The 26705-nt window shown below is 72.9% G+C and carries 25 protein-coding genes; 6 read left to right on the top strand and 19 right to left on the bottom strand.

The window, feature by feature from the left end; genetic code table 11:
• Positions 1–109 precede the first annotated feature (109 nt).
• Positions 110–2179: an ATP-dependent zinc metalloprotease FtsH gene (gene ftsH / locus AB0C21_RS01380; protein ID WP_500202120.1), complete on the top strand. Its 2070-nt coding sequence runs from the start codon at positions 110–112 to the stop codon at positions 2177–2179.
• 36 nt (positions 2180–2215) lie between these two features.
• Here the strand turns inward: ftsH and AB0C21_RS01385 are convergent, their stop codons facing one another.
• Positions 2216–3055 carry an SCO6745 family protein gene (locus AB0C21_RS01385; protein WP_500202121.1) on the bottom strand — a complete coding sequence of 280 codons (840 nt, stop codon included), beginning with the start codon at positions 3053–3055 and terminating at the stop codon, positions 2216–2218.
• Positions 3056–3156: 101 nt separating this feature from the next.
• Between AB0C21_RS01385 and sigJ the strand changes: the two genes are divergently transcribed.
• A complete protein-coding gene (sigJ, locus tag AB0C21_RS01390) occupies positions 3157–4038 on the top strand; it encodes an RNA polymerase sigma factor SigJ (protein ID WP_500202122.1) in 882 nt (293 codons plus the stop codon).
• 6 nt (positions 4039–4044) lie between these two features.
• Here the strand turns inward: sigJ and AB0C21_RS01395 are convergent, their stop codons facing one another.
• The 17 genes from AB0C21_RS01395 to rimP all read right to left on the bottom strand — a co-directional run bounded on the left by AB0C21_RS01395 (position 4045) and on the right by rimP (position 21461).
• The gene (locus AB0C21_RS01395; RefSeq protein WP_500202123.1) at positions 4045–4485 is read right to left on the bottom strand and encodes a GNAT family N-acetyltransferase; all 441 of its coding nucleotides are present in this window, start codon (positions 4483–4485) and stop codon (positions 4045–4047) included.
• The gene (locus AB0C21_RS01400; RefSeq protein ID WP_500202124.1) at positions 4485–5012 is read right to left on the bottom strand and encodes a transglutaminase-like domain-containing protein; all 528 of its coding nucleotides are present in this window, start codon (positions 5010–5012) and stop codon (positions 4485–4487) included. Before AB0C21_RS01400 ends, AB0C21_RS01395 begins: the two co-directional genes overlap by 1 nt.
• Complete coding sequence (gene dapB / locus AB0C21_RS01405) at positions 5012–5749, bottom strand: 4-hydroxy-tetrahydrodipicolinate reductase (protein ID WP_500202125.1); 738 nt, start codon at positions 5747–5749, stop codon at positions 5012–5014. The genes AB0C21_RS01400 and dapB overlap by 1 nt, the downstream gene beginning before the upstream one ends.
• Positions 5750–5785: 36 nt before the next feature.
• Positions 5786–6409, bottom strand: a complete 624-nt coding sequence (locus AB0C21_RS01410; RefSeq protein WP_500202126.1) for an FMN-dependent NADH-azoreductase — start codon at positions 6407–6409, stop codon at positions 5786–5788.
• A 123-nt stretch (positions 6410–6532) separates the two neighbouring features.
• Positions 6533–7852 (bottom strand): M16 family metallopeptidase, encoded by a 1320-nt coding sequence (locus tag AB0C21_RS01415; protein ID WP_500202127.1) that lies wholly within the window; start codon positions 7850–7852, stop codon positions 6533–6535.
• A gap of 93 nt (positions 7853–7945) precedes the next feature.
• Entirely contained in the window at positions 7946–10294 is a 2349-nt protein-coding gene (locus tag AB0C21_RS01420; RefSeq protein ID WP_500202337.1) for a polyribonucleotide nucleotidyltransferase, read from the bottom strand.
• Positions 10295–10565: 271 nt separating this feature from the next.
• A complete protein-coding gene (gene rpsO, locus AB0C21_RS01425) occupies positions 10566–10835 on the bottom strand; it encodes a 30S ribosomal protein S15 (protein WP_067792110.1) in 270 nt (89 codons plus the stop codon).
• Positions 10836–11300: 465 nt separating this feature from the next.
• Positions 11301–12242, bottom strand: a complete 942-nt coding sequence (locus AB0C21_RS01430; protein WP_500202128.1) for a bifunctional riboflavin kinase/FAD synthetase — start codon at positions 12240–12242, stop codon at positions 11301–11303.
• A 135-nt stretch (positions 12243–12377) separates the two neighbouring features.
• Positions 12378–13046, bottom strand: coding sequence for a PAQR family membrane homeostasis protein TrhA (gene trhA, locus AB0C21_RS01435; protein ID WP_500202129.1), 669 nt, complete (start codon positions 13044–13046; stop codon positions 12378–12380).
• 104 nt (positions 13047–13150) lie between these two features.
• Positions 13151–14023, bottom strand: a complete 873-nt coding sequence (gene truB / locus AB0C21_RS01440; protein ID WP_500202130.1) for a tRNA pseudouridine(55) synthase TruB — start codon at positions 14021–14023, stop codon at positions 13151–13153.
• 60 nt (positions 14024–14083) lie between these two features.
• The gene (locus AB0C21_RS01445; protein ID WP_500202131.1) at positions 14084–15142 is read right to left on the bottom strand and encodes a DHH family phosphoesterase; all 1059 of its coding nucleotides are present in this window, start codon (positions 15140–15142) and stop codon (positions 14084–14086) included.
• Positions 15139–15687 carry a 30S ribosome-binding factor RbfA gene (gene rbfA / locus AB0C21_RS01450; protein WP_500202132.1) on the bottom strand — a complete coding sequence of 183 codons (549 nt, stop codon included), beginning with the start codon at positions 15685–15687 and terminating at the stop codon, positions 15139–15141. Before rbfA ends, AB0C21_RS01445 begins: the two co-directional genes overlap by 4 nt.
• Before the next feature lie 86 nt (positions 15688–15773).
• Positions 15774–16070, bottom strand: a complete 297-nt coding sequence (locus AB0C21_RS01455) for a DUF503 domain-containing protein (RefSeq protein ID WP_353821427.1) — start codon at positions 16068–16070, stop codon at positions 15774–15776.
• Positions 16071–16280: 210 nt separating this feature from the next.
• Entirely contained in the window at positions 16281–19307 is a 3027-nt protein-coding gene (infB, locus tag AB0C21_RS01460) for a translation initiation factor IF-2 (RefSeq protein ID WP_500202133.1), read from the bottom strand.
• 108 nt (positions 19308–19415) lie between these two features.
• Positions 19416–19757 (bottom strand): YlxR family protein, encoded by a 342-nt coding sequence (locus AB0C21_RS01465; RefSeq protein WP_308800780.1) that lies wholly within the window; start codon positions 19755–19757, stop codon positions 19416–19418.
• Complete coding sequence (gene nusA / locus AB0C21_RS01470; RefSeq protein ID WP_500202338.1) at positions 19723–20772, bottom strand: transcription termination factor NusA; 1050 nt, start codon at positions 20770–20772, stop codon at positions 19723–19725. Before nusA ends, AB0C21_RS01465 begins: the two co-directional genes overlap by 35 nt.
• Positions 20773–20798: 26 nt before the next feature.
• Positions 20799–21461 carry a ribosome maturation factor RimP gene (gene rimP / locus AB0C21_RS01475; protein ID WP_149257706.1) on the bottom strand — a complete coding sequence of 221 codons (663 nt, stop codon included), beginning with the start codon at positions 21459–21461 and terminating at the stop codon, positions 20799–20801.
• Positions 21462–21726: 265 nt separating this feature from the next.
• Between rimP and AB0C21_RS01480 the strand changes: the two genes are divergently transcribed.
• The 3 genes from AB0C21_RS01480 (at position 21727) to AB0C21_RS01490 (ending at position 24305) form a co-directional block, all read left to right on the top strand.
• Complete coding sequence (locus AB0C21_RS01480; RefSeq protein WP_500202134.1) at positions 21727–22704, top strand: ferritin-like domain-containing protein; 978 nt, start codon at positions 21727–21729, stop codon at positions 22702–22704.
• Positions 22705–22786: 82 nt separating this feature from the next.
• Complete coding sequence (locus AB0C21_RS01485) at positions 22787–23149, top strand: hypothetical protein (RefSeq protein ID WP_500202135.1); 363 nt, start codon at positions 22787–22789, stop codon at positions 23147–23149.
• Positions 23150–23240: 91 nt separating this feature from the next.
• On the top strand, positions 23241–24305 hold the full coding sequence (locus AB0C21_RS01490) for a TRM11 family SAM-dependent methyltransferase (protein ID WP_500202136.1): 1065 nt from the start codon (positions 23241–23243) through the stop codon (positions 24303–24305).
• Here AB0C21_RS01490 and AB0C21_RS01495 read toward each other — a convergent pair.
• Positions 24297–24998, bottom strand: a complete 702-nt coding sequence (locus AB0C21_RS01495) for an HAD family hydrolase (RefSeq protein ID WP_500202137.1) — start codon at positions 24996–24998, stop codon at positions 24297–24299. The genes AB0C21_RS01490 and AB0C21_RS01495 overlap by 9 nt on opposite strands.
• Positions 24999–25104: 106 nt before the next feature.
• On the opposite strand from AB0C21_RS01495, the gene AB0C21_RS01500 reads away from it, so the two are divergent.
• Positions 25105–26649: a hypothetical protein gene (locus AB0C21_RS01500; protein WP_500202138.1), complete on the top strand. Its 1545-nt coding sequence runs from the start codon at positions 25105–25107 to the stop codon at positions 26647–26649.
• Positions 26650–26705 lie beyond the last annotated feature (56 nt).

Here is a 26705-nt window from a genome sequence, read left to right on the forward strand (position 1 = left end):
CCTCCCCGGAGCCCCCAGGGTTCCGGGCCCGGCGCCGCGACGCCGGGCCCCAGTGCGACCACCTGACCGCCCCGGTCCGCGGGGCGCCTTGGACGGGGAGATGCGAGACGTGCCGGACGAGCGACCCGCGCCACAGCCCGACGGGACACCGCGACCGAACGGGACGCCGCCGAACTCCGGCGCGCATCGCTCCGGCACGGCCGAGCCCGGCAGGCGCCAGTCGGTGCCGCCCCGCCGCGACCCTGAGCAGCCCTGGCGCGCCGAAGGCGTCCCCGACCGGCGGGACGGCCGGGCGCCGGGCCTGCGCGGAGGCGGGTGGAAGCCGAACCGCAACAACGCGGTCTTCTGGGCGCTGCTGCTGGTCGTCTTCGGGCTGAGCTACGTCTCCATGCACCTCAGCGGCCAGAAGGAGCGGGTGACGGTCCCCTACACGGCGTTCACCCAGCAGGTCGCGGCCGGGAACGTCAAGGACGTCTACACCAAGGGCTACCAGATCCAGGGCCAGCTGAAGAGCAGGCAGCCCGTCCCCGGGCACGGGGAGAAGACCTACACCTCGTTCGAGACGCTGCGCCCCGCGTTCGCCGACGACAAGATCTACACCGAGATGGTGCAGAAGGGCGTCGAGGTCGAGGCCAAGCCGGTCAACGAGGACCGCGGCCTGCTCGCCAACCTGCTGCTGTCGCTGCTGCCGACGCTGCTGTTCGTCGGCCTGTGGATCGGCGTGATGGTGTGGCTGCAGCGCCGCATGGCCGGCGGGGGCGGCCTCATGGGCGGTTTCAACCGCTCCCCCAAGCCCGTCGCGGCGGACGACAAGCGCGCCACGTTCGCCGACGTCGCCGGCATCGACGAGGTCGAGGCGGAGCTCAGCGAGGTCGTCGACTTCCTCAAGGACCCCGGCAAGTACCGCCGGATGGGCGCCCGCGTCCCGCGCGGCGTCCTGCTGACCGGCGCGCCCGGCACCGGCAAGACGCTGCTCGCCCGCGCCGTCGCCGGCGAGGCGGACGTCCCGTTCTACTCCGCGGCCGCGTCGGAGTTCATCGAGATGGTCGTCGGTGTCGGCGCCGCCCGCGTCCGCGAGCTGTTCACCGAGGCCCGCAAGACCGCCCCGTCGATCATCTTCATCGACGAGATCGACACGATCGGGCGGGCGCGCGGCGGCGGCGCGAGCATGGGCGGGCACGACGAGCGCGAGCAGACCCTCAACCAGATCCTCACCGAGATGGACGGCTTCTCCGGCTCCGAGGGCGTCGTCGTGGTCGCCGCGACGAACCGCCCCGACATCCTGGACCCGGCCCTCATGCGCCCCGGCCGGTTCGACCGGCAGGTCGCGGTGTCCCCGCCCGACCTGGACGGCCGCGTCGCGATCCTCGGCGTGCACACCCGCGAAGTCCCGCTCGCCGCCGACGCCGACCTCACCTCGATCGCGCGGATGACGCCGGGGATGACCGGCGCCGAGCTGGCCAACCTGGTCAACGAGGCCGCCCTGCTCGCCGTCAAGCGCGAGAAGGGCGCCGTGGACATGGACGACTTCCAGAGCGCGCTGGAGAAGGTGCAGCTCGGCACCCGGCGCTCCCTGGTCATGCCGTTCGAGGAGCGCCGCCGCACGTCCTACCACGAGTCCGGGCACGGCCTGCTCGGCATGCTGCAGCCGGGCGCCGACCCCGTCCGCAAGATCACGATCGTGCCGCACGGCCGGGCGCTCGGCGTCACCGTGTCCACCCCGGACGACGACCGCTACGCCTACGACGAGCGCTACCTGCGCGGCCGCATCATCGGCGCGCTCGGCGGCATGGCGGCCGAGGAGCTGGTCTTCGGCGTGGTCACCACCGGCTCGGAGAGCGACCTGGAGCAGGTCACCAAGATCGCCCGCGGGATGGTGGGCCGCTGGGGCATGTCGCAGAAGATCGGCCCCCTGTCGATCCTGCCCGCGGACGGATCGGACCCGATGGGCCAGTACGCTGCCCAGGGCACCCTGGACGCCGTCGACCTGGAGGCCCGCCGGATCGTCGACGAGTGCTACGCCGAGGCCCTGGAGACCCTCCGCGCCAACCGCGACAAGCTCGACTCCCTGGCCGCCGCCCTCCTGGAGAACGAGACCCTCGACGAGTCCGCCGCCTACGCCGCCGCCGGCATCGACCGCACCATCCGCGAGGTGGACCTCTCCAAATCCCACCACTGACCCACGGCGGCGGGGCTGAGGGGCGTCCCATCGGGCCTAGTCGGGTCGAGGAAGGCCTATCGGGTTGGGGAAGGGCATCTCGGCCGCTGCGGCCTTGGACGCCGGTATGAGGGACTCGTAGAGCGTTTTGGGGTCGCTCAGGACGTTGTAGGGGGCTGCTGCCAGTTCGTCCGTGCGTTGTTCGATGCGCGCCTTCAGGTCGCGTCCTTCTGCGGTGGCCTCTCCCTGGGCCACGAGGCCGCGTCGGGTCAGTTCCTCGGTGGCCTCGGCCCAGTCCTCGGGCGACCAGCCGCGGCTCTCGTAGAAGCGCTCCGGGGGCACCACGCCGATGGCGGAGACCAGGACGTTCGCCTCCAGGCCGCTCAGCCCCTCGGCGGTGAGCAGGGCCACGTGCCCGTCTCCTCGGTGCTCGCGCAAGGACGTCGTCGCCTGCCAGAGCGCCTCAACGGGGTCCTCTGGGAGCGGCAGGTCCTGGTTGGCCGCGAACAGCGGGCGGCCGGAGGCGTCCGCCGCCATCACGACCTCCTGCAGGAGCGGTGCGGCCTTCACCGCCACGTCCTCGATGCCCGGGACGGTCCTGCGCAGCACGCGCGCCGCCGCGTCACTCCGCGCCCGGAGGATGCTCTCCGGGGATGCGAAGCGCCACGCGTCCGGAACGGCCCGCCGCACCCGCGCCGGGTGGAAGCCGAAGAACGTCGCCTGGATCGTCCCCGCCGACACCGCGCCGAGCGGCGCCCCCCGGCTTCCGAAGTACCCCATCCAGAAGCCCTTGAGGCCGACGTCGCTGTTGGCCTTCCGGCACTCCTCGGCGAAGTAGGTCACCGCGTGCAGCGGCTCGACGACCTTCCACATGTCCCGCGCGAACGACGCTTCCACCCGCCGAACGCTAGGCCCGCCGCCGTCCCGGCACAACCCCCGTCACACCCGGGCCGCGGCGTCCGTCAGAGTTACGACCGAGTGATACCGAGGGGGACGTGATGGACGAGCGCGAGTTCCTGGCAGAGCGGTTCGAGGGCCACCGCACGCATCTGAAGGCGGTCGCCTACCGGATGCTGGGCTCGCTCGCGGAGGCCGACGACGCCGTCCAGGAGGCGTGGCTCAGGCTCAACCGCTCCGACGCGGACGACATCGAGAACCTGGGCGGCTGGCTGACCACCGTCGTGGGGCGGGTGTGCCTCGACATGCTGCGCTCGCGCACGTCCCGCCGGGAGGACCCGCTGGAGGAGCGCCTCCCCGACCCGGTCATCAGGCCCGCCGACGGCCCCGACCCCGAGTACGAGGCGCTGGTGGCCGACTCGGTCGGGCTCGCTCTCCTCGTGGTGCTGCAGTCGCTCACTCCGGCGGAGCGGCTGGCGTTCGTCCTGCACGACACGTTCGGGGTGCCGTTCGAGGACATCGCGCCCATCGTGGGCCGGTCCCCGGCCGCCGCCCGCCAGCTGGCCAGCCGCGCCCGCCGCCGGGTGCGCGGGACGGCCCCGGAGCCCGAGCGCGACCCGGTCCGGCAGCGCGCGGTCGTCGAGGCCTTCAACGCCGCCGCCCGCGACGGCGACTTCGAGGCGCTCGTCGCCGTCCTCCACCCGGACGTGGTGCTGCGCGCCGACGTCGGCGCCACGGCCGGCGGCTGGACCCGGGTCGACGGCGCCGAGAACGTCGCCGGCCGGGCCCTCATGTTCCGCAGGGAGACCCCGGGGGAGGTCATGCCCGCCCTGGTCAACGGGACCGCCGGGATCGTGTGGTTCGAGGACGGACGCCCGCGGTCCGTGCTGGCCTTCACGGTCACCGACGACAGGGTCACCGCGATCGAGATCCTCGCCGACCCCGACCGCCTCGCCGCCCTCGACGTCGCCTACCCCGGCTGACGTGCCTCAGGCGAGGGAGCGCCGGAAGAGGACTCTGGGCGTCTCCGGGCCGTCGTGGGCGGGGGCGTGGTCGGCGGTGAAGCCCATGGCCTTGTGGAAGGCGATGGAGCCGGTGTTCTGGGGCGAGGTCAGGGCGCGGACGGCCGTGCGGCCGTCCGCGCGGGCCAGCGCGAAGAAGTCTTCGTACAGCCGGCGGGCCAGGCCCGCGCCGCGGAAGGCGGGGTTCACGCCGACGAAGTGGATATAGGCGGTGTCGGGGAGGGACGGGGAGAGGAACCCGACGAGGAAGCCCGCGAGGTCGTCACCGGTCTCGGCGACGAGGCTGGTGCGATGGAAGTGGTCGAGGAAGAGGCGGGGCAGGATGCCGTGGACCTCGCGGCCCCACCAGTCGTCCACGACGGCGATGATGCGGTCGTAGTCGGCGGCGGCGGCCGGGCGGACCCGCATCACAGGCTGGCGGGAAGGGCCGCGGCGTCCAGGGCCGTCATGCCCTTCAGGGCGTTCAGGACCGTGGGATGCGGGGCCGCGTACACCGTCGGGTGGATCGGGTCGTCCGGGTAGGCCAAGGCGTCGGCGGACGCGGAGAACCGCACGGCCGGGTCGCGGGGGTCGAGGCGGACCCAGCGGTCGTCGATGAGGGCGGCGACCAGGCCGTGGACGAAGCCGTGGCGCTGCTGGTAGCACAGGCCCGCCTGGATGCCGCCCGCGCGCAGGAGGGCGACGTAGGCGTGGGACTGGGCGAAGCAGAGGCCCGTGCCCTGTTCGAGGACGTCGGAGGCCCTCCATGGGACACGGGTGTCGCCGGTGTCCATGGGGTGCGAGATCCGGTCGCGGACGTGGTCGAACGCCGCGTGCGCGTAGGCGATGTCGTCGCCGGTGCGCAGCTCCGAGGCGATCGACTGGACGAGCGGGTGCTCGATGTCGACCGCCTCGGACGCGGCGAGGTAGTCCCAGGGCTCGGCGTCGAAGTCCATCACAGGCCGAGGAGCGCCTCGATGCCGAGCGTGAGGCGGTCGAGCTCGGGGACCCTGCGGACGGCCAGCAGCACCCCGGGCATGAACGACTCTCGGTTCATCGCGTCGTGCCGGATGGTGAACAGCTCGCCGTGGCCGCCGAGGACCACCTCCTGGTGGGCGACGGCGCCGGACATGCGGACGGCGTGCACGCGGACGCCGTCCACGTCGGCGCCGCGGGCGCCGTCGATCTCGGAGGTGGTGGCGTCCGGGGGCGGGGCGACGCCCGCCTCGGCGCGCGCGGCGGCCACCAGCTCGGCGGTGCGGTAGGCGGTGCCGGACGGGGCGTCCGCCTTGTTCGGGTGGTGGGTCTCGACGATCTCGACGGACTCGAAGAACGGGGCCGCCTTCTGCGCGAAGTGCATCATGAGCACCGCGCCGATCCCGAAGTTCGGGGCGATGATCACGTTTCCGGACGAGTCGTCGGTCAGCCAGGAGCGGACCGTGTCGAGCCGGGACGGGTCGAACCCGGTGGTGCCGACGACCGCGTGCAGGCCGCGCTCGACGCACCACTGGAGGTTGTCCATGACGACGTCGGGATGGGTGAAGTCGACGACGACCTCGGCAGCGGTCAGCGCGTCGAGCTTGTCGCCCTGGTCGACGGCGGCGACGAGCTCCATGTCGTCGGCGTTCTCCACGGCACGGCACACCTCGGCGCCCATCCGCCCCTGCGCGCCCAGCACCCCGACCTTTGTCACGTGTTCCTCCTGGTTGGCCTCGCCCCGACCCTACCGTCAGAAGCGCTTGCCCAGCTCCCGTGCCTCGGCGTGCGCGGCGCGGCGCCCGGTCTCGGCGTCGGCCGTGGCGAGGTTCGGGCGGAACGCGACCGTGCTGATGTCGGTGACGCCCGTCCAGCGCAGCCAGCCCTCGAAGAACGGGGCCTGGTGGTCGCTGCCGAACGCGGGCGGGCGGCCCTCGCCGTAGACGGCGCTCGTGTAGACGACGGCGGCCTTCTTGCCCTGGAGCAGGCCCGAGTAGCCCTTCTCGGGGTCGAACCGGAACACCCAGCCCGGCTGCGAGACCACGTCGATGAACTGCTTCAGGATGTAGGGGACGCTGGAGTTCCACATCGGGACGCTGAACAGGTAGCGGTCGTAGGAGTCGTAGCGCTCGAACACCTCCCGGGCGGCCCGCCATGCGGCGGCCTGCTCCCCGGACAGCTCCTCCCCCGCGAAGACGGACATCTTCGCGCCGGCTCCGGCGGGACCGAACGCGGGAAGGCCGGCCTCCCACAGGTCGAGGTGGTCGACGACGTCGCCGTGGGTCTCGCGGTAGGCGTCCAGGAACACTCCGGCGATCGCCAGCGACTCGGAGGCGGCGGACCGCGGGGAGGCGGAGACGTGCAGCAGACGGGACATGAGGGATCCTCTCCGAACAAGCATACGGACCAGAGTCCGCTTACTCCCTGGAGAGTAGCGGACCTTGGTCCGGTTAACAAGTCGGGGTGTCCGGCACCGCCGCCGAGGCGGCCGCCCCGCGGGTCAGGCGCCGAACTCGCGGTCCCCCACCGGGCCGATCACGGTGAGCGCCCGCGGGCCCGCGAGCACGTCGCGGGCGATGGCGCGGACGTCGTCGAGCGTGACGGCCTCGATGCGCGCCAGCACCTCGTCGACGGGCAGCAGCGACTCGTACACCAGCTCGCTCTTGCCGATGCGGCTCATCCGGGAGCCGGTGTCCTCCAGCCCGAGGACCATGGCGCCGCGCAGCTGGCCCTTGCCGCGCTCCAGCTCCTCGTCCGTGAGGCCGCCCTCGGCGGCGCCGGCCAGCTCCTCACGGCAGATCGACAGGACCTCCTCGGCCTTGGCGGGCTGGCAGCCCGCGTACACGCCGAAGACTCCGGAGTCGGCGTACTGAGCCGTGTAGCTGTAGACGGAGTACGCGAGGCCCCGCTTCTCGCGGATCTCCTGGAAGAGGCGGGACGACATGCCGCCGCCGAGCGCCGCGTTCAGCACGCCGAGCGCGAACCGGCGCTCGTCGGTGCGGGACGTGCCGGCGCCGCCGAGGATGATGTGGGCCTGCTCGGTGTCCTTGTCGATCACCACGCTGCGCGGGTCCAGCGGCACGGGCGCGCCGTCCAGCCGCGGCGGCGCGGGCGCGTCGTCGCCGTGCAGGTGCTCGGCGAACGCCGCGGACACCAGCCGGACCACCTCGTCGTGGTCGATGTTGCCCGCCACCGACACCACCAGGTTGGACGGGACGTAGTGCTGCCGGTAGTAGCCGTGGATCCGGTCCCGGGACAGCGCGTTGATCGACTCCTCGGTGCCGAGGATGGGGCGCCCGAGCGGGGTGTCGCCGTACAGCGCCGTGGAGAACTCGTCGTGGATCAGGTCGCCCGGATCGTCGTCGCGCATGTGGATCTCTTCGAGGATCACGCCGCGCTCGGCCTCGACGTCCTCGGGGCGGTTCACCGACTCCGCGACCATGTCGGAGACCACGTCCACGGCGAGCGGGAGGTCGGAGTCCAGCACCCGCGCGTAGTAGCAGGTGTACTCCTTGGCGGTGAACGCGTTGAGGTCGCCGCCGACCGCGTCGATCGCCGCGGAGATCTCCAGCGCCGACCGCCGCCTCGTGCCCTTGAACAGCACGTGCTCCAGGTAGTGGCTGGCGCCCGCGTCGGCGGGGTCCTCGTCGCGGGAGCCGACCGCCGACCAGATGCCGAACGCGGCGGAGCGCACGGTCGGCATCGTCTCGGTGATGATCCGCAGCCCGCCGGGCAGGACGGTGCGGCGCACCGCGCCGGCCCCGTCGGTGTGGATCGTGGTGGTGGTGCCGGGCTCCTGCGCCCTCGCCGGCAGGGTCACGTGTCGCTCACATTCCGTCGGGGGAAAGCGGCCGGCCGGCCGTCCCGCAGTGCTCGTCGCGCTGCGGAACCGGCCGGCCGGTCATCGTCTGGATCAGGAGTTGCGCTGGCCGGCGTCGTCGGACCCGCGCCGGGTGCGGCGGCGCCGCGGACCGCCGCGGCCGTCCTCCCGGCGCTCCCGGCGCTCACCGGAGTCGCCGTCGCCGTCGCCGGACGCGGTCGCGGGCTCCTCGCCCGCGCCGCCCTCGGCCCGCTCGGCCTTCTCGGCGCTCTCGCGCTCGACCACCTCGACCGGCACCAGCGACAGCTTGCCCCGCTGGTCGATCTCGGTGACCTCGACCTGGATCTTCTCGCCGACGCCCATCACGTCCTCGACGTTCTCGATCCGGGCGCCGCCGTGCAGCTTGCGGATCTGCGAGACGTGCAGCAGGCCGTCCTTGCCGGGCAGCAGCGACACGAACGCGCCGAACGTCGTGGTCTTGACGACGGTGCCGAGGAACCGCTCGCCGACCTCCGGCATGTGCGGGTTGGCGATCGAGTTGATCGCCTGCCGCGCGGCCTCGGCGGACGGCCCGTCGGTGGCGCCGACGTAGATGGTGCCGTCGTCCTCGATCGTGATGTCGGCGCCGGTGTCGTCCTGGATCGAGTTGATCATCTTGCCCTTGGGGCCGATGACCTCGCCGATCTTGTCGACCGGGACCTTGATCGTGATGATCCGCGGCGCGTTCGGGCTCATCTCGGCGGGCGCCTCGATGGCCTCCTGCATCACGTCCAGGATCGCCAGGCGGGCGCCCTTGGCCTGCTTCAGCGCGGCGGCCAGCACCGAGGCCGGGATGCCGTCGAGCTTGGTGTCCAGCTGCAGCGCCGTGATCAGGTCACGGGTGCCGGCGACCTTGAAGTCCATGTCGCCGAACGCGTCCTCGGCGCCGAGGATGTCGGTCAGCGTGACGTACTCGCCGCCCTCGTTGATCAGACCCATCGCGATGCCCGCCACCATCTGCTTGAGCGGGACGCCCGCGTCGAGCAGCGACATGGTGGACGCGCAGACCGAGCCCATCGAGGTGGAGCCGTTGGAGCCGAGCGCCTCCGACACCTGCCGGATCGCGTACGGGAACTCCTCGCGCGACGGCAGCACCGGGATCAGGGCGCGCTCGGCGAGGGCGCCGTGGCCGATCTCGCGGCGCTTCGGGGAGCCGACGCGGCCCGTCTCGCCGGTGGAGTACGGCGGGAAGTTGTAGTTGTGCATGTAGCGCTTGGTGCGCTCGGGGTTCAGCGTGTCGATCGTCTGCTCCATGCGGAGCATGTTCAGCGTCGTCACGCCGAGGATCTGCGTCTCGCCGCGCTCGAACAGCGCCGAGCCGTGCACCCGCGGGACGACGTGCGCCTCGGCGGTCAGCTGGCGGATGTCCTTCGGGCCGCGGCCGTCGATGCGCAGCCCGTCGCGGATGACCCGCTCGCGGACCAGCTTCTTGGTGACGGCGCGGTAGGCGGCGGAGATCTCCTTCTCGCGCCCCTCGAACTGCTCGGCGAGCTTCTCGGCGGCGGCCGCCTTGATCTCGTCGAGCCGGGCCTCGCGCTCCTGCTTGCCGGCGATGGTCAGCGCCTGGGCCAGGTCGCCGCTGACGGCGTCGGTGACGGCGGCGAGCACGTCGTCCTGGTAGTCCAGGAAGATCGGGTACTCGGCGGTCTCCTTCGCGGCCACGGCCGCGAGGTCGCTCTGCGCCTTGCACAGCACCTTGATGAACGGCTTGGCCGCCTCGAGGCCCTCGGCGACGGTCTCCTCGGTCGGGGCGGTCGCGCCCTCGCCGACGAGCCGGATGGTGTCGCGGGTGGACTCCGCCTCCACCATCATGATCGCGACGTCGCCGTCGGCCAGCACCCGGCCGGCCACGACCATGTCGAAGGTCGCGCGCTCCAGCTCGGGGTGGGTGGGGAAGCCGACCCACTGGCCGTCGATCAGCGCGACGCGGACGCCGCCGATCGGGCCGGAGAACGGCAGGCCCGCCAGCTGCGTGGACATCGAGGCGGCGTTGATCGCCACGACGTCGTACAGGTGGTCGGGGTGCAGCGCCATGATCGTCTCGACGACCTGGATCTCGTTGCGCAGGCCCTTGGTGAACGACGGGCGCAGCGGCCGGTCGATCAGCCGGCAGGTCAGGATCGCGTCCTCGGAGGGACGGCCCTCGCGGCGGAAGAACGAGCCGGGGATGCGCCCGGCCGCGTACATCCGCTCCTCGACGTCCACGGTCAGCGGGAAGAAGTCCAGGTTCTCCTTGGGCTTCTTCGACGCGGTGGTCGCCGACAGCACCATCGTCTCGTCGTCGAGGTAGGCGACGGCCGAGCCGGCCGCCTGCCGGGCCAGCCGGCCGGCCTCGAAGCGGATGGTGCGGGTGCCGAACGTGCCGTTGTCGATCACGGCTTCGGTGCTCTGCGCACCGTCGATGCGCACGGCTTCTGTCACGGGAAACCTCCTCAGGGTTCCATGTCGGTCCTCGCGGCCGTTTCCCGTTGGCTGTTCACGCTGCCGGTCTTCGATCGAAGCACCCGGATCGAGAGCGCCGCCGATGCGGCGGAACGGATCCGGAAGCCACTACCGAGGACCGGCCCGCACCAGCGGTGTCCGCGAGGCTTGTCTGTAATTTGCGGCCGGGGCCGGGCGGGGCCCGCCGGCCATAAAGGAAGGGAGTGGCCCCGCGGGCCACTCCCTCACCGTGCTAGCGGCGCAGCCCGAGTCGCTCGATCAGCTGCCGGTAGCGGTTGATGTCCTTGTTCGCGAGGTACTTCAGGAGGCGGCGACGACGGCCGACCAGCAGCAGCAGACCGCGGCGGCTGTGGTGGTCGTGCTTGTGCTCCTTCAGGTGCTCGGTCAGATCGTTGATGCGGCGCGTCAGCAGCGCGACCTGGACCTCCGGGGATCCGGTGTCACCCTCAGTGGTCGCGTACTCGGCGATGATCTGGTTCTTGGTGGCGGTGTCGAGCGACACGTGGCTCCTTCGATGGATTCGTCACCCGCAGATCCTGGCCCGGAGGGCGCACGGGTCCGCATGGTGCGTTTAAGAGGGTGGCGGGCCGCATGAGGGTGCAGCCAGCCGCGCCGGGGCCCTTCCCGGCGACTCTTCACCGTACCATGTCGTGTTTACTGCAAGACCGGCTGTGCTGGCAGCAAGCCCGGCCCGAGGGGCTCGCCTGGCGGCTCGCACCTCGACCGTTCTCGAGGCGAGCGCGACCTCGCTTCGCGAGCTTCCCGGTGGGGCTCGCCTTCGGCTTCGCCCCACCGGTCAGGTCGCGCGCTCGCGTGACGGCTGATGTTCTCCCGGGCCAGCTTCGTCCCACCCGTCACGTCGCGCGCTCGCGTGACGGCTGGCGTTCTCTCGGGCCAGCTTCGTCCCATCGCGCTCGCCTGGCAGTTGAGGCTTCCTTGCCAGCGTGGCGGGGCGTTTTGAAGACGCTTAGGACGTGATCTGCCTGGCGCGGGCCACGTCGCGGTGCATTTCCTCGATCAGGGCCTCGATCGAGTCGAACTTCAAGGTGTCGCGGATGCGGGCGGCGAAGTCCACGGCCATGTGCTCGCCGTAGAGGTCGAGGTCGTCGCGGTCCAGGGCGTAGGCCTCGACGGTGCGCTCCCCCGCGCCCTCGAAGGTCGGGTTCGTCCCGATGGAGATCGCGGCCGGCCAGCGGAAGCCGGGGTAGCGGTCGGAGTCGCAGGCAAGCCAGCCGCCGTAGACGCCGTCCGCCGGGATCGCGGTGTGCGGCAGCGTCTCCAGGTTCGCCGTGGGGAACCCGAGCGCGCGGCCCCGCTGGTGGCCCCGCACGACGACGCCCTCGACCCGGTGCGGGCGGCCGAGCGCGTGCGCGGCCGCCTCGACGTCGCCCGCGTCGAGCCGTCCCCTGATGTAGGTGGACGAGATCGTGTCGCCGTCGGCGACCAGCGGCATGCCCTCGGCGGTGAAGTCGTACTTCTCGCCGAGCTCCCGCAGCAGCGCCACGTCGCCCTTGGCCTTGTGCCCGAACCGGAAGTCCTCACCGACGATCACGTGGGCGGCGTGCAGCCGGTCGACCAGGACCGACTGGACGAACTCGTCCGGCGGCACCTTCGACAGCTCCAGCGTGAAGGGCACGACCACGACCGCGTCGGTGCCGAGGCCCTCCAGCAGCTCGATGCGGCGCTTGGTGGTGGCGAGCAGCGGCGGGTGCGTGCCGGGCCGGACGACCTCGTCCGGGTGCGGGTCGAACGTGATGACCACAGAGCGCAGCCCGCGGCGGCGCGCCTCCTCGGCGGCGGCGCCCACGATCCGCTGGTGGCCGCGGTGCACGCCGTCGAACACCCCGATCGTGATCACCGAACGGCCCCAGTCTGCGGGAACCTCGTCGAGGCCATTCCAGCGCCGCACCATGCTCTCCCTGCGTAGGACGTTCCTGTCCGGTACTTCTTGCCGTCCTCAAGAGTGCCATGCGGGGGCGGTACCGGTCGCACCCAGGGTGCGTGGTGTGCGGCACCCGGCCCGGCACGGGCCGGGTGGACGCTCTCAGCCGGACTGGTAGACGACGAGGGACACCGCGATGTACTGGAGCACGTAGGCCGCCAGCGTGCAGGCGTGGAACACCTCGTGGAACCCGAACCAGTCCGGGAACGGGTCGGGGCGGCGCAGCCCGTACACCACTCCCCCGACGCTGTAGCAGATGCCTCCGATCGCGACCAGCAGGCAGGCGGCCACGCCCGCCCCGGACAGGAACTGCGGCAGGAAGAGCACCGCCACCCAGCCCAGCGCGATGTAGAGGGCGACGTAGAGGGCGCGGGGAGCGCCGATCCAGGTCGTCCGGAAGACGACCCCGGCGACGGCCCCGGTCCACACGATGGCGAGGACGGCCACGCGCACGCCGCCGTCCAGCGCCAGCACCGCGAAGGGCGTGTACGTCCCCGCGATGATCAGGTAGATGTTGGCATGGTCGAAGCGGCGCAGCACCTCGATCAGCCGGTGCGACTGCTGCCGGTGGTACGTTCCCGAGATCCCGAACAGCATCCCCGATGTCGCCACGTACAGCGCCGACGCCAGCCGCGCCTCCAGGCTGGGGCCGAGCGCCACCAGCACGAGCCCCGCGACGAGCACCGCGGGGAACGCGCCGAGGTGCAGCCAGCCGCGCAGCCGCGGCCGGGTGGGGGACGCCACCGGGGGGTCGTCTTTCACCGTGGTCACGGACACCTCCTCACTAACCTACGCTTACGTAGGTTACGCGTGCGTAGGTTGACTGCGCATCCCTTTCGCCCGGTGATGCTCGCCACGGCTCCGCCGCGCGCCCGTCACGGGACGAACACGGCGAGGGGCTTGGCCACCGGGCCCCGCTCCTCGACCAGCGCGAGCAGGGTCCCGTCCGGCGCGAAGACGCCCACCGGGCCCGGCCCGAGACCGGCGGCCGCCAGCCGTCCCCCGTGGGCGACCTTGCGGGCGTCGTCCTCGGACACGTCCCGGCGCGGGAACACCGCCGCCACGGCCTCGGCCATGGGCAGGATCTCCAGCTCCTCGCCGAGCCGGTCGAGCGTCCGCGCCATGGAGAGGTCGTAGGGTCCGACACGGGTGCGCCGCAGCGCGGTGAGATGGCCGCCGCAGCCGAGCGAGGAACCGAGGTCGCGGGCCAGCGCCCGGATGTAGGTCCCGGACGAGCAGGACACCGAGGCGTCCACGTCGACGAGGTCGCCGTGCCGCCGGACGTCCAGGATCGTGAACTCGTCCACGGTCACCGGCCGGGCGGCGAGCTCCACCTCCTCGCCCTTGCGCGCCATCTTGTAGGCCCGCTCCCCGTTCACCTTGATCGCACTGACCTGCGGCGGGACCTGCTGGATCGTCCCGGTCAGCTCCGCGACGCCGGCCCGCAGCGCCTCCTCGGTGACGGACGCGGCCGACGCGGTCGCGGTGGTCTCGCCCTCCGCGTCGTCGGTGTTGGTCGACTCGCCCAGCCGGATCGTGGCGTCGTAGCCCTTGCGGGTCAGCGCGAGGTGCCCGAGCAGGCGGGTGGCCTTGCCGATCCCGAGGACGAGCACGCCCGTCGCCATCGGGTCGAGCGTGCCCGCGTGGCCGACCCGCCGGGTCTTCGCCAGCCGCCGCATCCTCCCCACGACGTCGTGCGAGGTCCAGCCGGCGGGCTTGTCCACGATGACGAGTCCCGAGTTCTCCACGCGCGCTCCGCTCCCAGTCGTCGGCCTGCCGTTCGCGGGCCTGTTCGGTCGTCGGCCCGGTCAGTCGCCGGGCTCCTCCTCGTCCGGCCCGCCCGGGACGCGCAGCGCGGCGCGCAGCCGGTCGATGATCCAGGCGGGCTCCCCGCCCATGGTGAACGCGGCGGCGGTGCGGTGCCCGCCCCCGCCGAGGTCGACGCAGGCGCGGCCCACGTCGACCGAGCCCTTGGAGCGGGTGGACACGTACCACTCGCCCCGGTCGTTCTCCTTGCACACGACGGCGACCTCGGCCTCGTCGGTGCGCCTGAGCTGGTCGATGACGCCTTCGAGCTGGTCGTAGGGCACGTCGCGGGCGTCCCGGTCCGACCGCGCGACCGTCGTCCACACCAGGCCGCGGCCGCCGGCCGCGTCGCGCTCGAGCCGGGCGCGCGCCAGCGCGCCCGCGAGGACCTGCAGGTAGCCGAACGGCGCCCGGTCCCACAGCTCGCGGCTGACCGCCTCCGGCCGGACGCCCGCGGTCAGCAGCCGCCCCGCGAGGTCGTGGACCTCCGGGGTCGTGCACGGGTAACGGAACGAGCCGGTGTCGCTGGCCAGCCCCGCGTACAGGCCCTGGGCGATGTCGCGGTCGAGCGGCACGCCGAGCCTGCGGATCAGCTCCTCGACCAGCACCGCCGTCGCCGCGGCGGCCGGGTCGACCAGCCGCACGCCGCCGAACCCGGTGTTGGACGCGTGGTGGTCGATGACGATCAGGGCGCCGGCCCGGTCGGCGGCGCCGGCGAGCGAACCGAGCCGCGCCCGGCCCGCCGCGTCCAGCGAGATCATCAGTTCCGGGGCGGACGGCACCCGGGACGGTTCGACCAGCAGCTCCTGGCCCGGCAGGAACCGCAGGATCGCCGGGACGCCGAACGGCTCCCCGAACGAGGCCACGCAGCGCTTGCCGCACGCGCGCAGCGCCTGCCCGAGCGCCAGCATCGAGCCGAGAGCGTCGCCGTCGGGCGCCACGTGGCACGCGAGGCAGATCTCACGGGCACCGCGGATCAGCTCGACCGCGCGGTCCCATTCGAGGTCGGCGGGCGGTGCGCCCGGCTCGGCGGGGGCCGCGGTCTCGGCCGGGCCGTTCACGACGACGGGCGTCCGGGGCGGCCGTCCTCACCGTCCCCAGCGGCGTCGCGCCCGTCGATGGCGGGCCCGTCCTCGTCGAGGTCGTCCTCGTCGAAGTCGTCGTCGAGGTCGTCCTCGTCCTCGGCCGAACCGGGCTCGCGGTAGGGATTGGCGTCACCCGCGGGAGACGCGCCCTGCGCGGCCCGTGCCACCTCGGCGTCCTTGGCGCGGGCCTGGGCCAGCAGGTCGTCGATGTGCGCCGCGTTCTCCATGAGGGAGTCCATGACGAAGGTGATGCTGGGCGTGTGGCGGACGCCCGTCTTCCTGCCCACCTCCGACCGGATGACGCCCTTGGCGCTCTCCAGCGCGGCGGCCGTCTCGGCGCGCTCGCCATCCGACCCGTACACCGTGTAGTACACGGTGGCGTCGCGCAGGTCGTTGGTGATGCGGGTGTCCGTCACGGTCACGAAGCCGAGCCGGGGATCCTTGATCCGCCTCTCCAGCATCTCGGCGACGATCTGCTGGATGCGGTCGGCGAGCTTGCGCGCCCGAGCTGCGTCCACCATGATCGCACTCCCTTTCTATGGTCTGAGCGGGAAGGTCGGTCCCCGCTCCTTCATTGTGAGGCGGCGCCCGCCTCCGCGCCCGGCCGTCAGTCCTCGCTGCTGAACAGCCGCTGCCGGGCGGACAGCAGTTCGATCTCCGGCCGTCCGGCCACGAGCCGCTCGCACTGGTCGAGGACCTCGGTGCAGTTCGCCGCCGTGCCCGACACCACCGCCACCCCGATCTCCGCCCTGCGGTGCAGGTCGTGGTCACCGGTCTCGGCGACGGCCACCGCCGGGAAGCGCTTGTGCACCTCGGCGATGAGGGGGCGGAGGACGGACCGCTTCTGCTTCAGCGAGCGGACGTCTCCCAGCAGCAGGTCGAGCGTCAACGCACCCACGTACACCTGGTCGATCACCTCGGGGGTCGTCAGAAGGTGGAACGACGGAGGTCTTCCGCCGTGTTCCCGGCAGGACATGACGGACGCCAGGCTAGAAGATCCGCCTGGCGCCCTGTCACCCGATTAAACGATCACGTCGCCGGCGGGCCCGGACGGGCCCGCCGGGCCGACCGCCCGCGCGGCCCCTCGCGGGGCCGCGCGGACCTGCCGACCGCCTCAGTCGCGGGGCTTCTCCCGCATCTCGAAGCACTCGATGACGTCACCGAGCTTGATGTCGTTGTATCCGACACCGATGCCGCACTCGAAGCCCTCGCGGACCTCGGTCGCGTCGTCCTTGAAGCGACGCAGCGACGACACCGTGAGGTTGTCGGCGACCACGACGCCGTCGCGGACGAGGCGGGCCTTGGCGTTGCGCTGGATGATCCCCGAGAGGACCATCGAGCCCGCGACGTTGCCGATCCGCGGCACCTTGAAGATCTCGCGGACCTCGGCGGTGCCGAGCTGGGCCTCTTCGAACTCCGGCTTGAGCATGCCCTTGAGGGCCGCCTCGATCTCCTCGATCGCCTGGTAGATGATCGAGTAGTACCGGATGTCGACGCCCTCGCGGTCGGCCAGCTCCTGCGCGTTGCGCTCCGGCCGCACGTTGAAGCCGATGATGACCGCGCCCTCGGACGCCAGCGACAGGTTGACGTCGTCCTGCGTGATCGCGCCGACACCGCGGCGGATGATCCGCAGGTTGACCTCGTCGCCCACGTCGATCTTGAGGAGGGAGTCCTCCAGCGCCTCGACGGAACCGGACACGTCGCCCTTGAGGATGAGCAGCAGCTCCTGCCGCTCGCCCCGCTCCAGGTCCTTGAACAGCTCTTCCAGGGAGCTGCTCTTGCGGCTCTTGAGCAGTTCGGCGTTGCGCTTGCGCGCGACCCGCTTGTCGGCGATCTGCCGGGCGACCCGGTCGTCCTCGACGACCAGGAAGTTGTCGCCCGCGCCGGGCACGGCCGCGAGGCCGAGCACCATCACCGGACGGGACGGGCCCGCCTCCTCGACGCTGTTGCCGTTCTCGTCGAGCATCGCCCGGACGCGGCCGTTGGCCACGCCGCAGACGATCGAGTCGCCGACCCGCAGCGTGCCGCGCTGCACCAGCACGGTCGCCACGGCGCCCCGGCCCTTGTCCAGGTGGGCCTCGATGGCCGAGCCCTGGGCGGGCATGTCGGGGTTGGCCTTCAGGTCGAGCGTGGCGTCGGCGGTCAGGACGATCGCCTCCAGCAGCCCGTCGATGTTGGTGCCCTGCTTGGCGGACACGTCGATGAACTGCGTGTCGCCGCCGAACTCCTCGGCCACCAGCCCGTACTCGGTCAGCTGCGCCCGGACCCGGTTCGGGTCCGCGCCCTCGACGTCGATCTTGTTGACCGCGACGACGATCGGGACCCCCGCCGCGGTGGCGTGGTCGATCGCCTCGGTGGTCTGCGGCTTGACGCCGTCGTCGGCCGCGACCACCAGCACCACCAGGTCGGTGGTGTCGGCACCGCGGGCACGCATGGCGGTGAACGCCTCGTGACCCGGGGTGTCGATGAAGGTGATCTTGCGCTCCTCGCCGTCGACCTCGGTCTCGACCTGGTAGGCGCCGATGTGCTGGGTGATGCCGCCGGCCTCGCCCGCCTGCACGTTGGCGTGCCGGACGGCGTCCAGCAGCTTGGTCTTACCGTGGTCGACGTGGCCCATGACGGTGACCACCGGCGGACGCGACTGGAGGTTCTCCTCGCCGCCCTCGTCCTCGCCGTACTCGATGTCGAAGGACTCGAGCAGCGCGCGGTCCTCGTCCTCGGGGCTGACGACCTGGACGTCGAAGTCCAGTTCGAGCCCGAGCGCCATCAGGTCGTCGGGGTCGACCGACTGGGTCGCGGTGACCATCTTGCCGAGGTGCATCATGATCGCGACGAGCGACGCCGGGTTGGCGCCGATCTTCTCGGCGAAGTCGGTCAGGGACGCGCCCTGCGGCAGCCGGATCGTCTTGCCGTTGCCGCGCGGAGCCGAGACGCCGCCGACGGCGGGCGCCTGCATGTTCTCGAACTCTTGACGACGCGCCCGCTTCGACTTGCGTCCGCGCGCCGGGCGACCGCCGGGGCGACCGAAGGCGCCCTGCGTGCCGCCGCGACCGCGACCGCCGCCACCGGGACGGGGGCCGAAGCCGCCGCCACCGCCGGGACGACCGCCGGCACCCGCGCGGGCGCCGCCGAAGCCGCCGCCGCCACCGGGACGGCCGCCGCCACCGGGACCGCGACCGCCGCCGCCCGGGCCGCGACCGCCGCCGCCGGGACCGCGACCGCCGCCGCCACCGCCGGGTCCGCCGCGCCCTGGGGCGCCCGCGGGCCTGGAGGACGGCATGTTCATCGGGCTCGGACGCGGGCCGCCCGGACGGGGCGGCATGCCGCCCGGATTCGGGCGCGGACCGCCGGCGCCAGGGGCGCCGCCCGGCCGCGGGCCGGGACGCGGACCGCCCGCGGGCCCGCCGCGCTCCGGCCGGTCACCGGCCGGACGGGGGCCGGGACGCGGCCCCGGCTTGGGCGCCTGGCCCATGCCGGTGTTGGTCGAGCTGAACGGGTTGTTGCCGGGACGCGGCCCACCGGGGCCGCGGCCACCGCCGCCGCCACCCTGGCGCGGCGCGGGGCGCGGGCCGGGCTTCGGCGCGCGGGGGCCCGGCTTCGGGCCGCCGGGTGCGCGGTTGCCCGCCCCGGTACCGGGACCGGACGCGGGCGGGGCGCTCGGGCCCTGCGCCGCGGGCGCGTTCACCGGCATGCTCGGCGCGGGCGGGACGGGACGCGGCGCCGGCTGAGGGCCGGGCTTGGGCGCGCCGCCCTGGCCGCCCTGGCCACCGGGACCACTGGGGGCGCCGGGGGCGCTCTGGCCACCGGGACCACCGGGGCCCGGCCTGGGCACGGACGGCCGCGGGCCCGGACGGGGCCCAGGACGCGCGCCCTGAGAATCGGAACCACCGCCGCCGGACGGACCCGGACGCGGCGGTGCGGACGGGCGCGGAGCGGGCTTCTTGCCCGCGGCCCGTCGGTCGCCCTGCTTGGGGGCGGAAGAAGAATTTGAGAAGGCTTCTGTCAGCCTGCGAACGACCGGCGCCTCAATCGTGGAGGACGCCGACCGTACGAACTCGCCCATTTCCTGGAGCTTGGCCATGACGACCTTGCTCTCTACACCGAACTCCTTGGCGAGTTCATAAACCCGGACCTTCGCCACTGCACTCCCTACTCGGTCCGGGGGTGCGGCCTCCGGACCGTCGCTAACTTGCCGTACTCATCGCGGCGTGCTCATCGAGCGCTCATAGCAATCTCGACCTGCTTCCGACTAGACGTCGCTTACCATTCGGCCATCCTGCTGCCGCGCGGCGAGGGCCGCAAGTCGCTCCCGCAGCGGACCGGCGTCGAGCGGGCCCGGCAGGCGGAACGCCCGCGGGAACGCCCGACGCCGCTCTGCGAGTGCGAGACACTCCGGATCGGGATGCAGATGCGCACCCCGTCCCGGCAGCCGCCCGCGAGGATCGGGGACGATGACGCCCTCGACCGCCACGAGGCGCAGCAAGTCGGACTTGACCGTGCGAACCCGGCAACCCACGCACGTGCGAACAGGGGCCGCCCGGCCACGTCCCATGAGTCTACCGCGCCGAGGCGTCGGCGGGGCCTGTCGCATGTTCTCCTGACGCAGAAGATCCAGATTCGCCGGGTCCGGCGCTGTTCGGGGGCGTCTGTGCGGGCTCGGTGTCGGACCGGATGTCGATCCGCCAGCCGGTGAGCCGCGCGGCGAGCCGGGCGTTCTGCCCCTCCTTGCCGATGGCGAGGGACAGCTGGTAGTCGGGCACCACCACCCGGGCGACCCGGGCGTCGGCGTCGACCACCTCGACACTCGAAACACGCGCCGGGGACAGGGCATTCCCGACGAACTCCGCGGGGTCCTCCGACCAGTCCACGATGTCGATCTTCTCGCCGTGCAGCTCGCCCATCACGTTGCGGACCCGGCTGCCGAGCGGGCCGATGCAGGCCCCCTTGGCGTTCACCCCGGACTTGCGCGACCGCACGGCGATCTTGGTGCGGTGGCCGGCCTCCCGGGCGATCGCGGCGATCTCCACCGTGCCGTCGGCGATCTCGGGGACCTCCAGCGCGAACAGCTTGCGGACGAGGTTCGGGTGCGTGCGCGACAGCTGCACCGAGGGGCCGCGGTGGCCCTTGCGGACCTGCACCACGTAGGCGCGCAGCCGCTCGCCGTGCTCGTAGCGCTCGCCGGGCACCTGCTCCTGCGGCGGCAGGATCGCCTCGATCTTGCCGAGGTCGACCAGCACGTTCCGCGGGTCCTTGCCCTGCTGGATGATGCCGCTGACGATGTCGCCCTCGCGGCCGGCGTACTCGCCGAAGGTCAGCTCGTCCTCGGCGTCGCGGAGGCGCTGGAGGATCACCTGCTTGGCGGTGGTCGCGGCGATGCGGCCGAACCCGGTCGGGGTGTCGTCGTACTCGCCGACGGCGTTGCCCTCGTCGTCGGTCTCGGTCGCCCACACGGTCACGTGGCCGCTCTGCCGGTCGAGTTCGACGCGCGCCTTCGGCGCCGCGCCCTCCGTCCGGTGGTAGGCGATCAGCAGGGCGTCTTCGATGGCCTTGACGGCCACGTCGAGCGAGATGTCCTTCTCGCTCTCCAGGCCCCGTAGGGCGGTCATGTCGATGTCCACGAGAGTTCCCCCCTCTAGTCCGGCTCCGCCGGAGAACGCGTTTCCTCGGCCGGCGACGAAGGCTTGAACTCCACCTGCACACGGCCGCGCCCCAGCTCGCCGAGACCGAACCGGCGCCGCACGGTCTCCGGCCCGGCGGACTTCCCGCCGCCCGCCCCGGCTCCCTTGCCCCGGCGCTTCCGGACGACGTCGATCTCGACGGCCTCGTCGTCGGCCGCCACCACGCGGCCCTCGATCTGGCCTCCCTCGGTCAGCGGGGCGACGACCAGCCGGCCGACGGCGCGGCGCCAGTGCCGCGGCTCGGTGAGGGGGCGGTCGACGCCCGGCGAGGTCACCTCCAGCACGTAGGGCGAGGACCCCATGACGTCGGACCCGTCGAGCAGTTCGGAGGTCGTCTCGCTCAGCCGGGCGATGTCGTCGAGGCTGATCCCGCCGTCGGCGTCGACGACGACCCGGACGAGCCGGCGGCGGCCCGCGGGCCGGACGTCGACCTCCTCCAGGTCGTAGCCCGCCTCGGTCACCGCGGGAGCGAGCAGCCGGGTGAGGGCCGCGGCGGCCGCGTCGCGGCCGGGCCGGGCGGTGTCGCGCACCGGGCGCGCGCCCTCGCGCGCCGGGGCCGCCTCATCCGATCGGCCGCGCCTCCCTTGAGCGCGGCCGCCACGGGACTCGACGCTCATGGGTCCTCCTCCTGTTGTGCCGCCTGCGATCCGTACCGCCGCCCGCGGCGGCGGGATCGCCGCTCGTCCGCCGACACCTCAAGACTATCGACAGCCGGGGACCGCGGCGGTCTTTACGGCGGCTCTCCGGCGCGGCGGATATGGAATGCTTGAGCTGGCCCGATGGGCGCGTCCGGGGACCGCCGCAGCCGCGGGCCGCTGCCATCTCCGCCACCGGGTGAGGAGACTCCCTTTGCCAGAGGCCGCACCGCCGCCGGGGCAAGCGATGTCACGCTCGACGCAGGCGCTGTCACGCCGCGCGCTGCTGGGCCGCGCCGTGCTGCTGGGAGGCGCCGCGGTGCCGGTGCTGCCGTGGCTGGCCTCCTGCGCGGCGGAGGCGGCCGCCCCGCGCAAGGACGTGCCGACGCTCGTGGGCGCGATCGCGTCCGAGCAGAACCTGATCGCCTCGTACGAGGCGGCGCGGTCGGCGAACGCCTCGCTGGCCGGCCGGCTGGACCCGGTCCTCGCCCATCACCGCAGGCATCTGGCCGTTCTGAGGCGGCACTACGTCCCCGGCTCGGGCGATCGGGCCGACGAGGGCGGCGCCATACCCTCCCCCAGCGCCGCGCCCGTCCCCTCGGGCGCCGCGGGGCTCGCCGCCCTGCGCGACCTGGAGGACCGGGCCGCGCGGGCCCGCATGGCCGACGCCGCCAAGGCCGGTCCGGCGCTCGCCCAGCTGCTGGCGAGCATCGGCGCCTGCGAGGCCGGCCACGCCATGACCGTCAGCGGCGCGGCGCCGCCCGTCCGGGCCAGGTCGGACGCCGAGGCCCTGCAGGCCGCGCTGTCCGCCGAGCACGCGGCCGTGTACGGGTACGGGGTGCTCGGGGCCCGGCTCCGGGGCCCCCTCCACCAGACCGCGAAGGACCTGTGGAACGCCCATCGCGCCCGGCGCGACGAACTGGTCTCCATCCTGTCGGCGGCGCCGGTCCCCGCGGCGGCCTCCTACCGGCTGCCCGTGCGGGTCACCTCGGTCCGCAGCGCGGCCCAGCTCGCGGCGGCGCTGGAGGGCGACCTCGTCCCCGCCTACATCGGTCTCGCGGGCGCCTCCTCCCCCGACCTGCGCGCCTTCGCCGCCGACAGCGCGCAGCGGGCCATGGCGTGGGCGGCGCGCTGGCGGTCCAGGGCGGGTGCCGCGGCGCCCTCCGAGGCGTTCCCGGGGCTGCCGCCGGCGGCCCTGTCCCCGCGTCCCGAACCCGGTGAGTGATCTTCGGCACGGTGGGAACGAAGGGCCCGTTCGGTGTCGTTAGTCCTGTTGCCACGGGATGACTTCGGGGGAGGGAGCCCACGTGACCACGACTCCGCAGACGGGCGGGACGAGCGCCCTCGACGACCTGCGGGCCGCCTACCACGAGCAGCTGACGCGGCTGGCGGCCGAGCGCGACGCCGCGCGGCGCCAGGCGCGCAGGGCCCAGGCGCAGGCGGACGTGGCGCGGTCCGATCTGGCCAGCCTCAAGAGCCGCGTCGCGGAACTCCTGAACGCCGCCGCGCGCCACCTCCCGGACCTTCCGCCGGTGGAGGGCCCGGACGCGGCGGAGCTTCCGGCCGCCCGGGAGGCGCGGGCCCTGCCCGCCGCCTCGCGCGGTCCCGCTCCGGAGCCGTCCGCAGAGGCGGGCGACAAGGCCGAGGATCGGTCCCCGCGAGCCGCCTGACGAGGGAGGATCGGCCGTCACAGGCCGCGCGGAGACCGCCGGAGCCCCGTCCCGGCGGTCTCCGCTCTCCGGGTCCAGTAGGGTCCACCAAATGACCGCGTACGGCCTTCTCGTCTCCCCTTCGCACAACCGGGTCTATGCACAGTCCGCCGCCGACCTGGTGAAAGCGGAGCTGGCTGTGTTCAGCGAACGGGCCCTCGGCGGGCGCGTCCGCGACATCGAGGAGACCGCGATCGGCGGCGTCCCGTACGTCACGTTCTCCGCCGACGCTCTGACGGACCAGGACGTCCGCCTCCTGTCGAACCTGTCGTCGCTCTACGCGCTGTTCCAGATCGAGGGCGAGCTGCTCCGCCCGGTCGGGCTCCAGCCCCTCGACCTGTTCGGCAGCGACCTGCTCACCATCCAGAAGTACTCGGGCAAGACGAACGAGTACTTCACCAAGCTGCTGCTGAACGTCACGGCGATGGCGACCGACTCCCCCATGGACCTGGTCACCGGGCGCCCCCGCGTCTTCGACCCCATGTGCGGGCGGGGCACGACGCTCAACCAGGCCATGATGTACGGGCTGGACGCGGCGGGGATGGACGTCGACGGCAAGGACTTCGACGCCTATGCGGCCTTCATCAAGACCTGGCTGAAGAACAACCGGGTCAAGCACCAGGCCGAGGTCGCCAACGTGCGCCGCGAGAAGGCCGTCCTCGGGCGGCGCCTGCACGTGACGCTCGGCGCGTCCAAGGAGCGCTACAAGAGCGGCGAGACGATGGAGATCACCGTCGTGAACGCCGACTCCCTGGGCGCCGGGCGGTTCTTCCGGCCGGCGTCGTTCGACCTGATCGTGACGGACGCCCCCTACGGCGTCCAGCACGGGAGCCGCGCCAAGGGGACGCAGCCCGGCCGCAGGGGAAAGCCGCAGCTGTCGCGCAGCCCCGTGGAGCTGCTGGCGGCGGCCGTTCCCGAGTGGGTGCGGCTGCTGCGTCCGGGCGGCGCCATCGGCATCTCCTGGAACACCTTCGTCGGCCGCCGCGAGCAGCTCGCGGAGATCCTCGCCTCCAGCGGTCTGGACGTCCGGGACTCGGACGCCTACCGCGGCTTCCGCCACCGCGTCGACCAGGCCATCTCCCGCGACCTGATCGTGGCCGCGAAGCCGTCAGGCTGAGTGCCACCGCTCCACGTGCGGGAGCAGCTCGTCCAGTTCGTGTATGAGGGCGTCGGGCGGTGTGAGGCCGGGGCGCTCGAAGGCGTGGGTGGTCTGGTGCCAGATCTGGACGGCCCGCAGACCGGCGGACTTGGCGCCGTGGATGTCGTCGAACGGGCGGTCGCCGACGAAGACGCAGGAGCCGGGGTCGGTGGCGCCGACCGCGTCCATGGCGGCGCGGAACGCCTGGGCGTGCGGCTTGGTCCAGGGGATCTCGCTGGAGTAGACGGCGCCGTCGAGCAGGTCGAGGACGTCGTCGCGGGCGAAGACGCGCTCGTGCCAGTCGCGGGTCCAGATGGTGTTGGACAGCACGCCGATCTTGATGCCGCGCTCGCGGAGGGCGTTGAACAGGCCGGGGACGGCGGGGTCGGTGTGGGTGTGCGGGGTCCACGTCTCGAAGTGGGTGTCGAGCAGGGCCTCGGTCGGCTCCAGCCCGGCCATCGCGAACGCCTCGGCGAGCGTGGCGCTGCGGTGCTCCTCGGTGCCGCGGCGCCACAGCTCGTCCTCGGCGGCGACGAGGGCGGCGACGGCCTCCTCCAGGGTGTCCGGGGGGAGGTGGGCGGCGCAGATCGCGCGCCACATGTCGGCGAGTTCGAGGTCGTGCCAGGGGGTCAGCGTGCCGCCCCAGTCGAAGATCACAGCTTGTACGCCCATGCCCCGGATCGTAACCATCGGGGGGCGCCGGACGATCACCCTTTTACGCGGTGGTCGTCCCGGAGGGCGCGACCGGGGCCACCCTGTCCGGTCAAGGGAGCCCTCCATGCGCAGACCCCTGCTCGCCGTCCTCCTCGCCGCCGCCCTGGTGGGCGCGGCGGTCCCGGCGGCGGCCGACCCGATCCCCGACGGCCCCGGGACGGGGCTCGTCCCGGCGTACGTCGGCGCGCCCGCCGCGCCCGCGCCGCTCGCGGGCCGGCCCGTCCCGGCCAACCCGCACCAGGGACCGGTCGGAACCTCGTCCATGCACGCCGACAGCTACGCCTCCGACACCTATCCGTTCCTGGGCCCCTTGGGCCGTGATCCGCAGGTGCGGGACGAGGCCAAGGGCGGCGGCCTGCCCGGCCTGTGCTCGACGGTGACGTTCGCCCGCCGGACGGGGCTGATCGTCGCGCAGTGCACGCGCGGGCAGAACCTCGTGCTGCGGCTCATCGATCCGGGGACGCTGAAGGACCTCGCGACCTACGAGCTGCCGCCGAGGCCGTCCACCGTCCAGGCGGTGTTCTCGCTGAGCCTCGACAAGGTGTTCACCGACACCTCGGGCGGGGCCTACTACTACCTGGACCCGCAGGACCGCGCCGTGCTCGCGGACTCGGCCTTCCACCTGCGCCGTTTCGCGCACGAGAAGGGCTCGGACGGCCAATGGCGCTTCACGGTCACCGACGACTGGGACCTCGGCGCGCACCTCCCCCACGACTGCGCGACCTGGACGAACCCGTGGCCGAAGGGGGAATGCGACCCGGTCACCGCGGTCGGGCCCGACTGGGGCGGCCTCATCTGGTGGGTCACGAAGGGCGGCCGCGTCGGCACGGTGGATCCGGAGTCCGGGAAGGTCCGGATGACGCGGTTGGAGGGCGAGACGATACAGAACTCGTTCGCGGCCGCCGAGAACGGCGTCTCGGTCGTGTCCGACCACGCGCTCTACCAGATGCGGGCGGACGCGGACGGAACGCCGCGGATCGTGTGGCGCGAGCCGTACGACAGGGGCAGCGGACGCAAGCCCGGCCAGATCGACCAGGGCTCCGGGACGACCCCCACGTTCTTCGGCGACGGCTACGTGGCCATCACCGACAACGCCGACGACCGCATGCACGTGATCGTCCGGCGCGCCGAGGACGGCGGGCTCGTGTGCCAGGTGCCCATGTTCGGCAGTGGGGCGAGCGCGACCGACAACTCGCTCATCGGCTACGGCCGGAGCCTGTTCGTGGAGAACAACTACGGCTACCGCAACTTCTTCGAACTGCCGCCGGGCGGGTCGTCGACGGGCGGGGCGAGCCGCGTGGACGTGAGACCGGACGGGACGGGCTGCGAGACCGTCTGGACGAGCACGGAGCGCTCGCCGTCCACCGTCGCCAAGGTCTCCGTGCCCGCCGGGCTGCTGTACCTCTACACGAAGGAGCCGCGCAAGGACCTCATCGACGCCTGGTACCTCACCGCGGTGGACGTCCACACGGGCCGGACGGCCTACAAGGTGCTCACCGGAACGGGCAAGTGGTTCGACAACAGCTGGGCGCCCGTCACCATCGGCCCGGACGGGACCGCGTACGTGGGCGTCGTCGGCGGGCTCGTCGCCGTCCGCGACCGCGAGTAGGGCGCCGGTCTTCGGGGATACCGGTCCGATCAGCGAAACCGAGACGGACAGGGGAG

Source organism: Spirillospora sp. NPDC049024 (genome assembly GCF_040649235.1).
In the GTDB taxonomy this organism is placed as follows: domain Bacteria; phylum Actinomycetota; class Actinomycetes; order Streptosporangiales; family Streptosporangiaceae; genus Spirillospora.

What these genes read in the sequence shown, in the direction of transcription:
- AB0C21_RS01400 (WP_500202124.1), bottom strand. Translation starts at nt 5,012, where the DNA reads ATGGACTTCGACGCCGAGCCCTGGGACTACCTCGCCGCGTCCGAGGCG.
- nusA (WP_500202338.1), bottom strand. Translation starts at nt 20,772, where the DNA reads ATGACCGCCCTACGGGGCCTGGAGAGCGAGAAGGACATCTCGCTCGAC.
- AB0C21_RS01490 (WP_500202136.1), top strand. Translation starts at nt 23,241, where the DNA reads ATGACCGCGTACGGCCTTCTCGTCTCCCCTTCGCACAACCGGGTCTAT.
- AB0C21_RS01395 (WP_500202123.1), bottom strand. Translation starts at nt 4,485, where the DNA reads ATGCGGGTCCGCCCGGCCGCCGCCGCCGACTACGACCGCATCATCGCC.
- rbfA (WP_500202132.1), bottom strand. Translation starts at nt 15,687, where the DNA reads ATGGTGGACGCAGCTCGGGCGCGCAAGCTCGCCGACCGCATCCAGCAG.
- AB0C21_RS01500 (WP_500202138.1), top strand. Translation starts at nt 25,105, where the DNA reads ATGCGCAGACCCCTGCTCGCCGTCCTCCTCGCCGCCGCCCTGGTGGGC.
- AB0C21_RS01410 (WP_500202126.1), bottom strand. Translation starts at nt 6,409, where the DNA reads ATGTCCCGTCTGCTGCACGTCTCCGCCTCCCCGCGGTCCGCCGCCTCC.
- AB0C21_RS01465 (WP_308800780.1), bottom strand. Translation starts at nt 19,757, where the DNA reads ATGCGACAGGCCCCGCCGACGCCTCGGCGCGGTAGACTCATGGGACGT.
- AB0C21_RS01480 (WP_500202134.1), top strand. Translation starts at nt 21,727, where the DNA reads ATGTCACGCTCGACGCAGGCGCTGTCACGCCGCGCGCTGCTGGGCCGC.
- rimP (WP_149257706.1), bottom strand. Translation starts at nt 21,461, where the DNA reads ATGAGCGTCGAGTCCCGTGGCGGCCGCGCTCAAGGGAGGCGCGGCCGA.
- sigJ (WP_500202122.1), top strand. Translation starts at nt 3,157, where the DNA reads ATGGACGAGCGCGAGTTCCTGGCAGAGCGGTTCGAGGGCCACCGCACG.
- AB0C21_RS01495 (WP_500202137.1), bottom strand. Translation starts at nt 24,998, where the DNA reads ATGGGCGTACAAGCTGTGATCTTCGACTGGGGCGGCACGCTGACCCCC.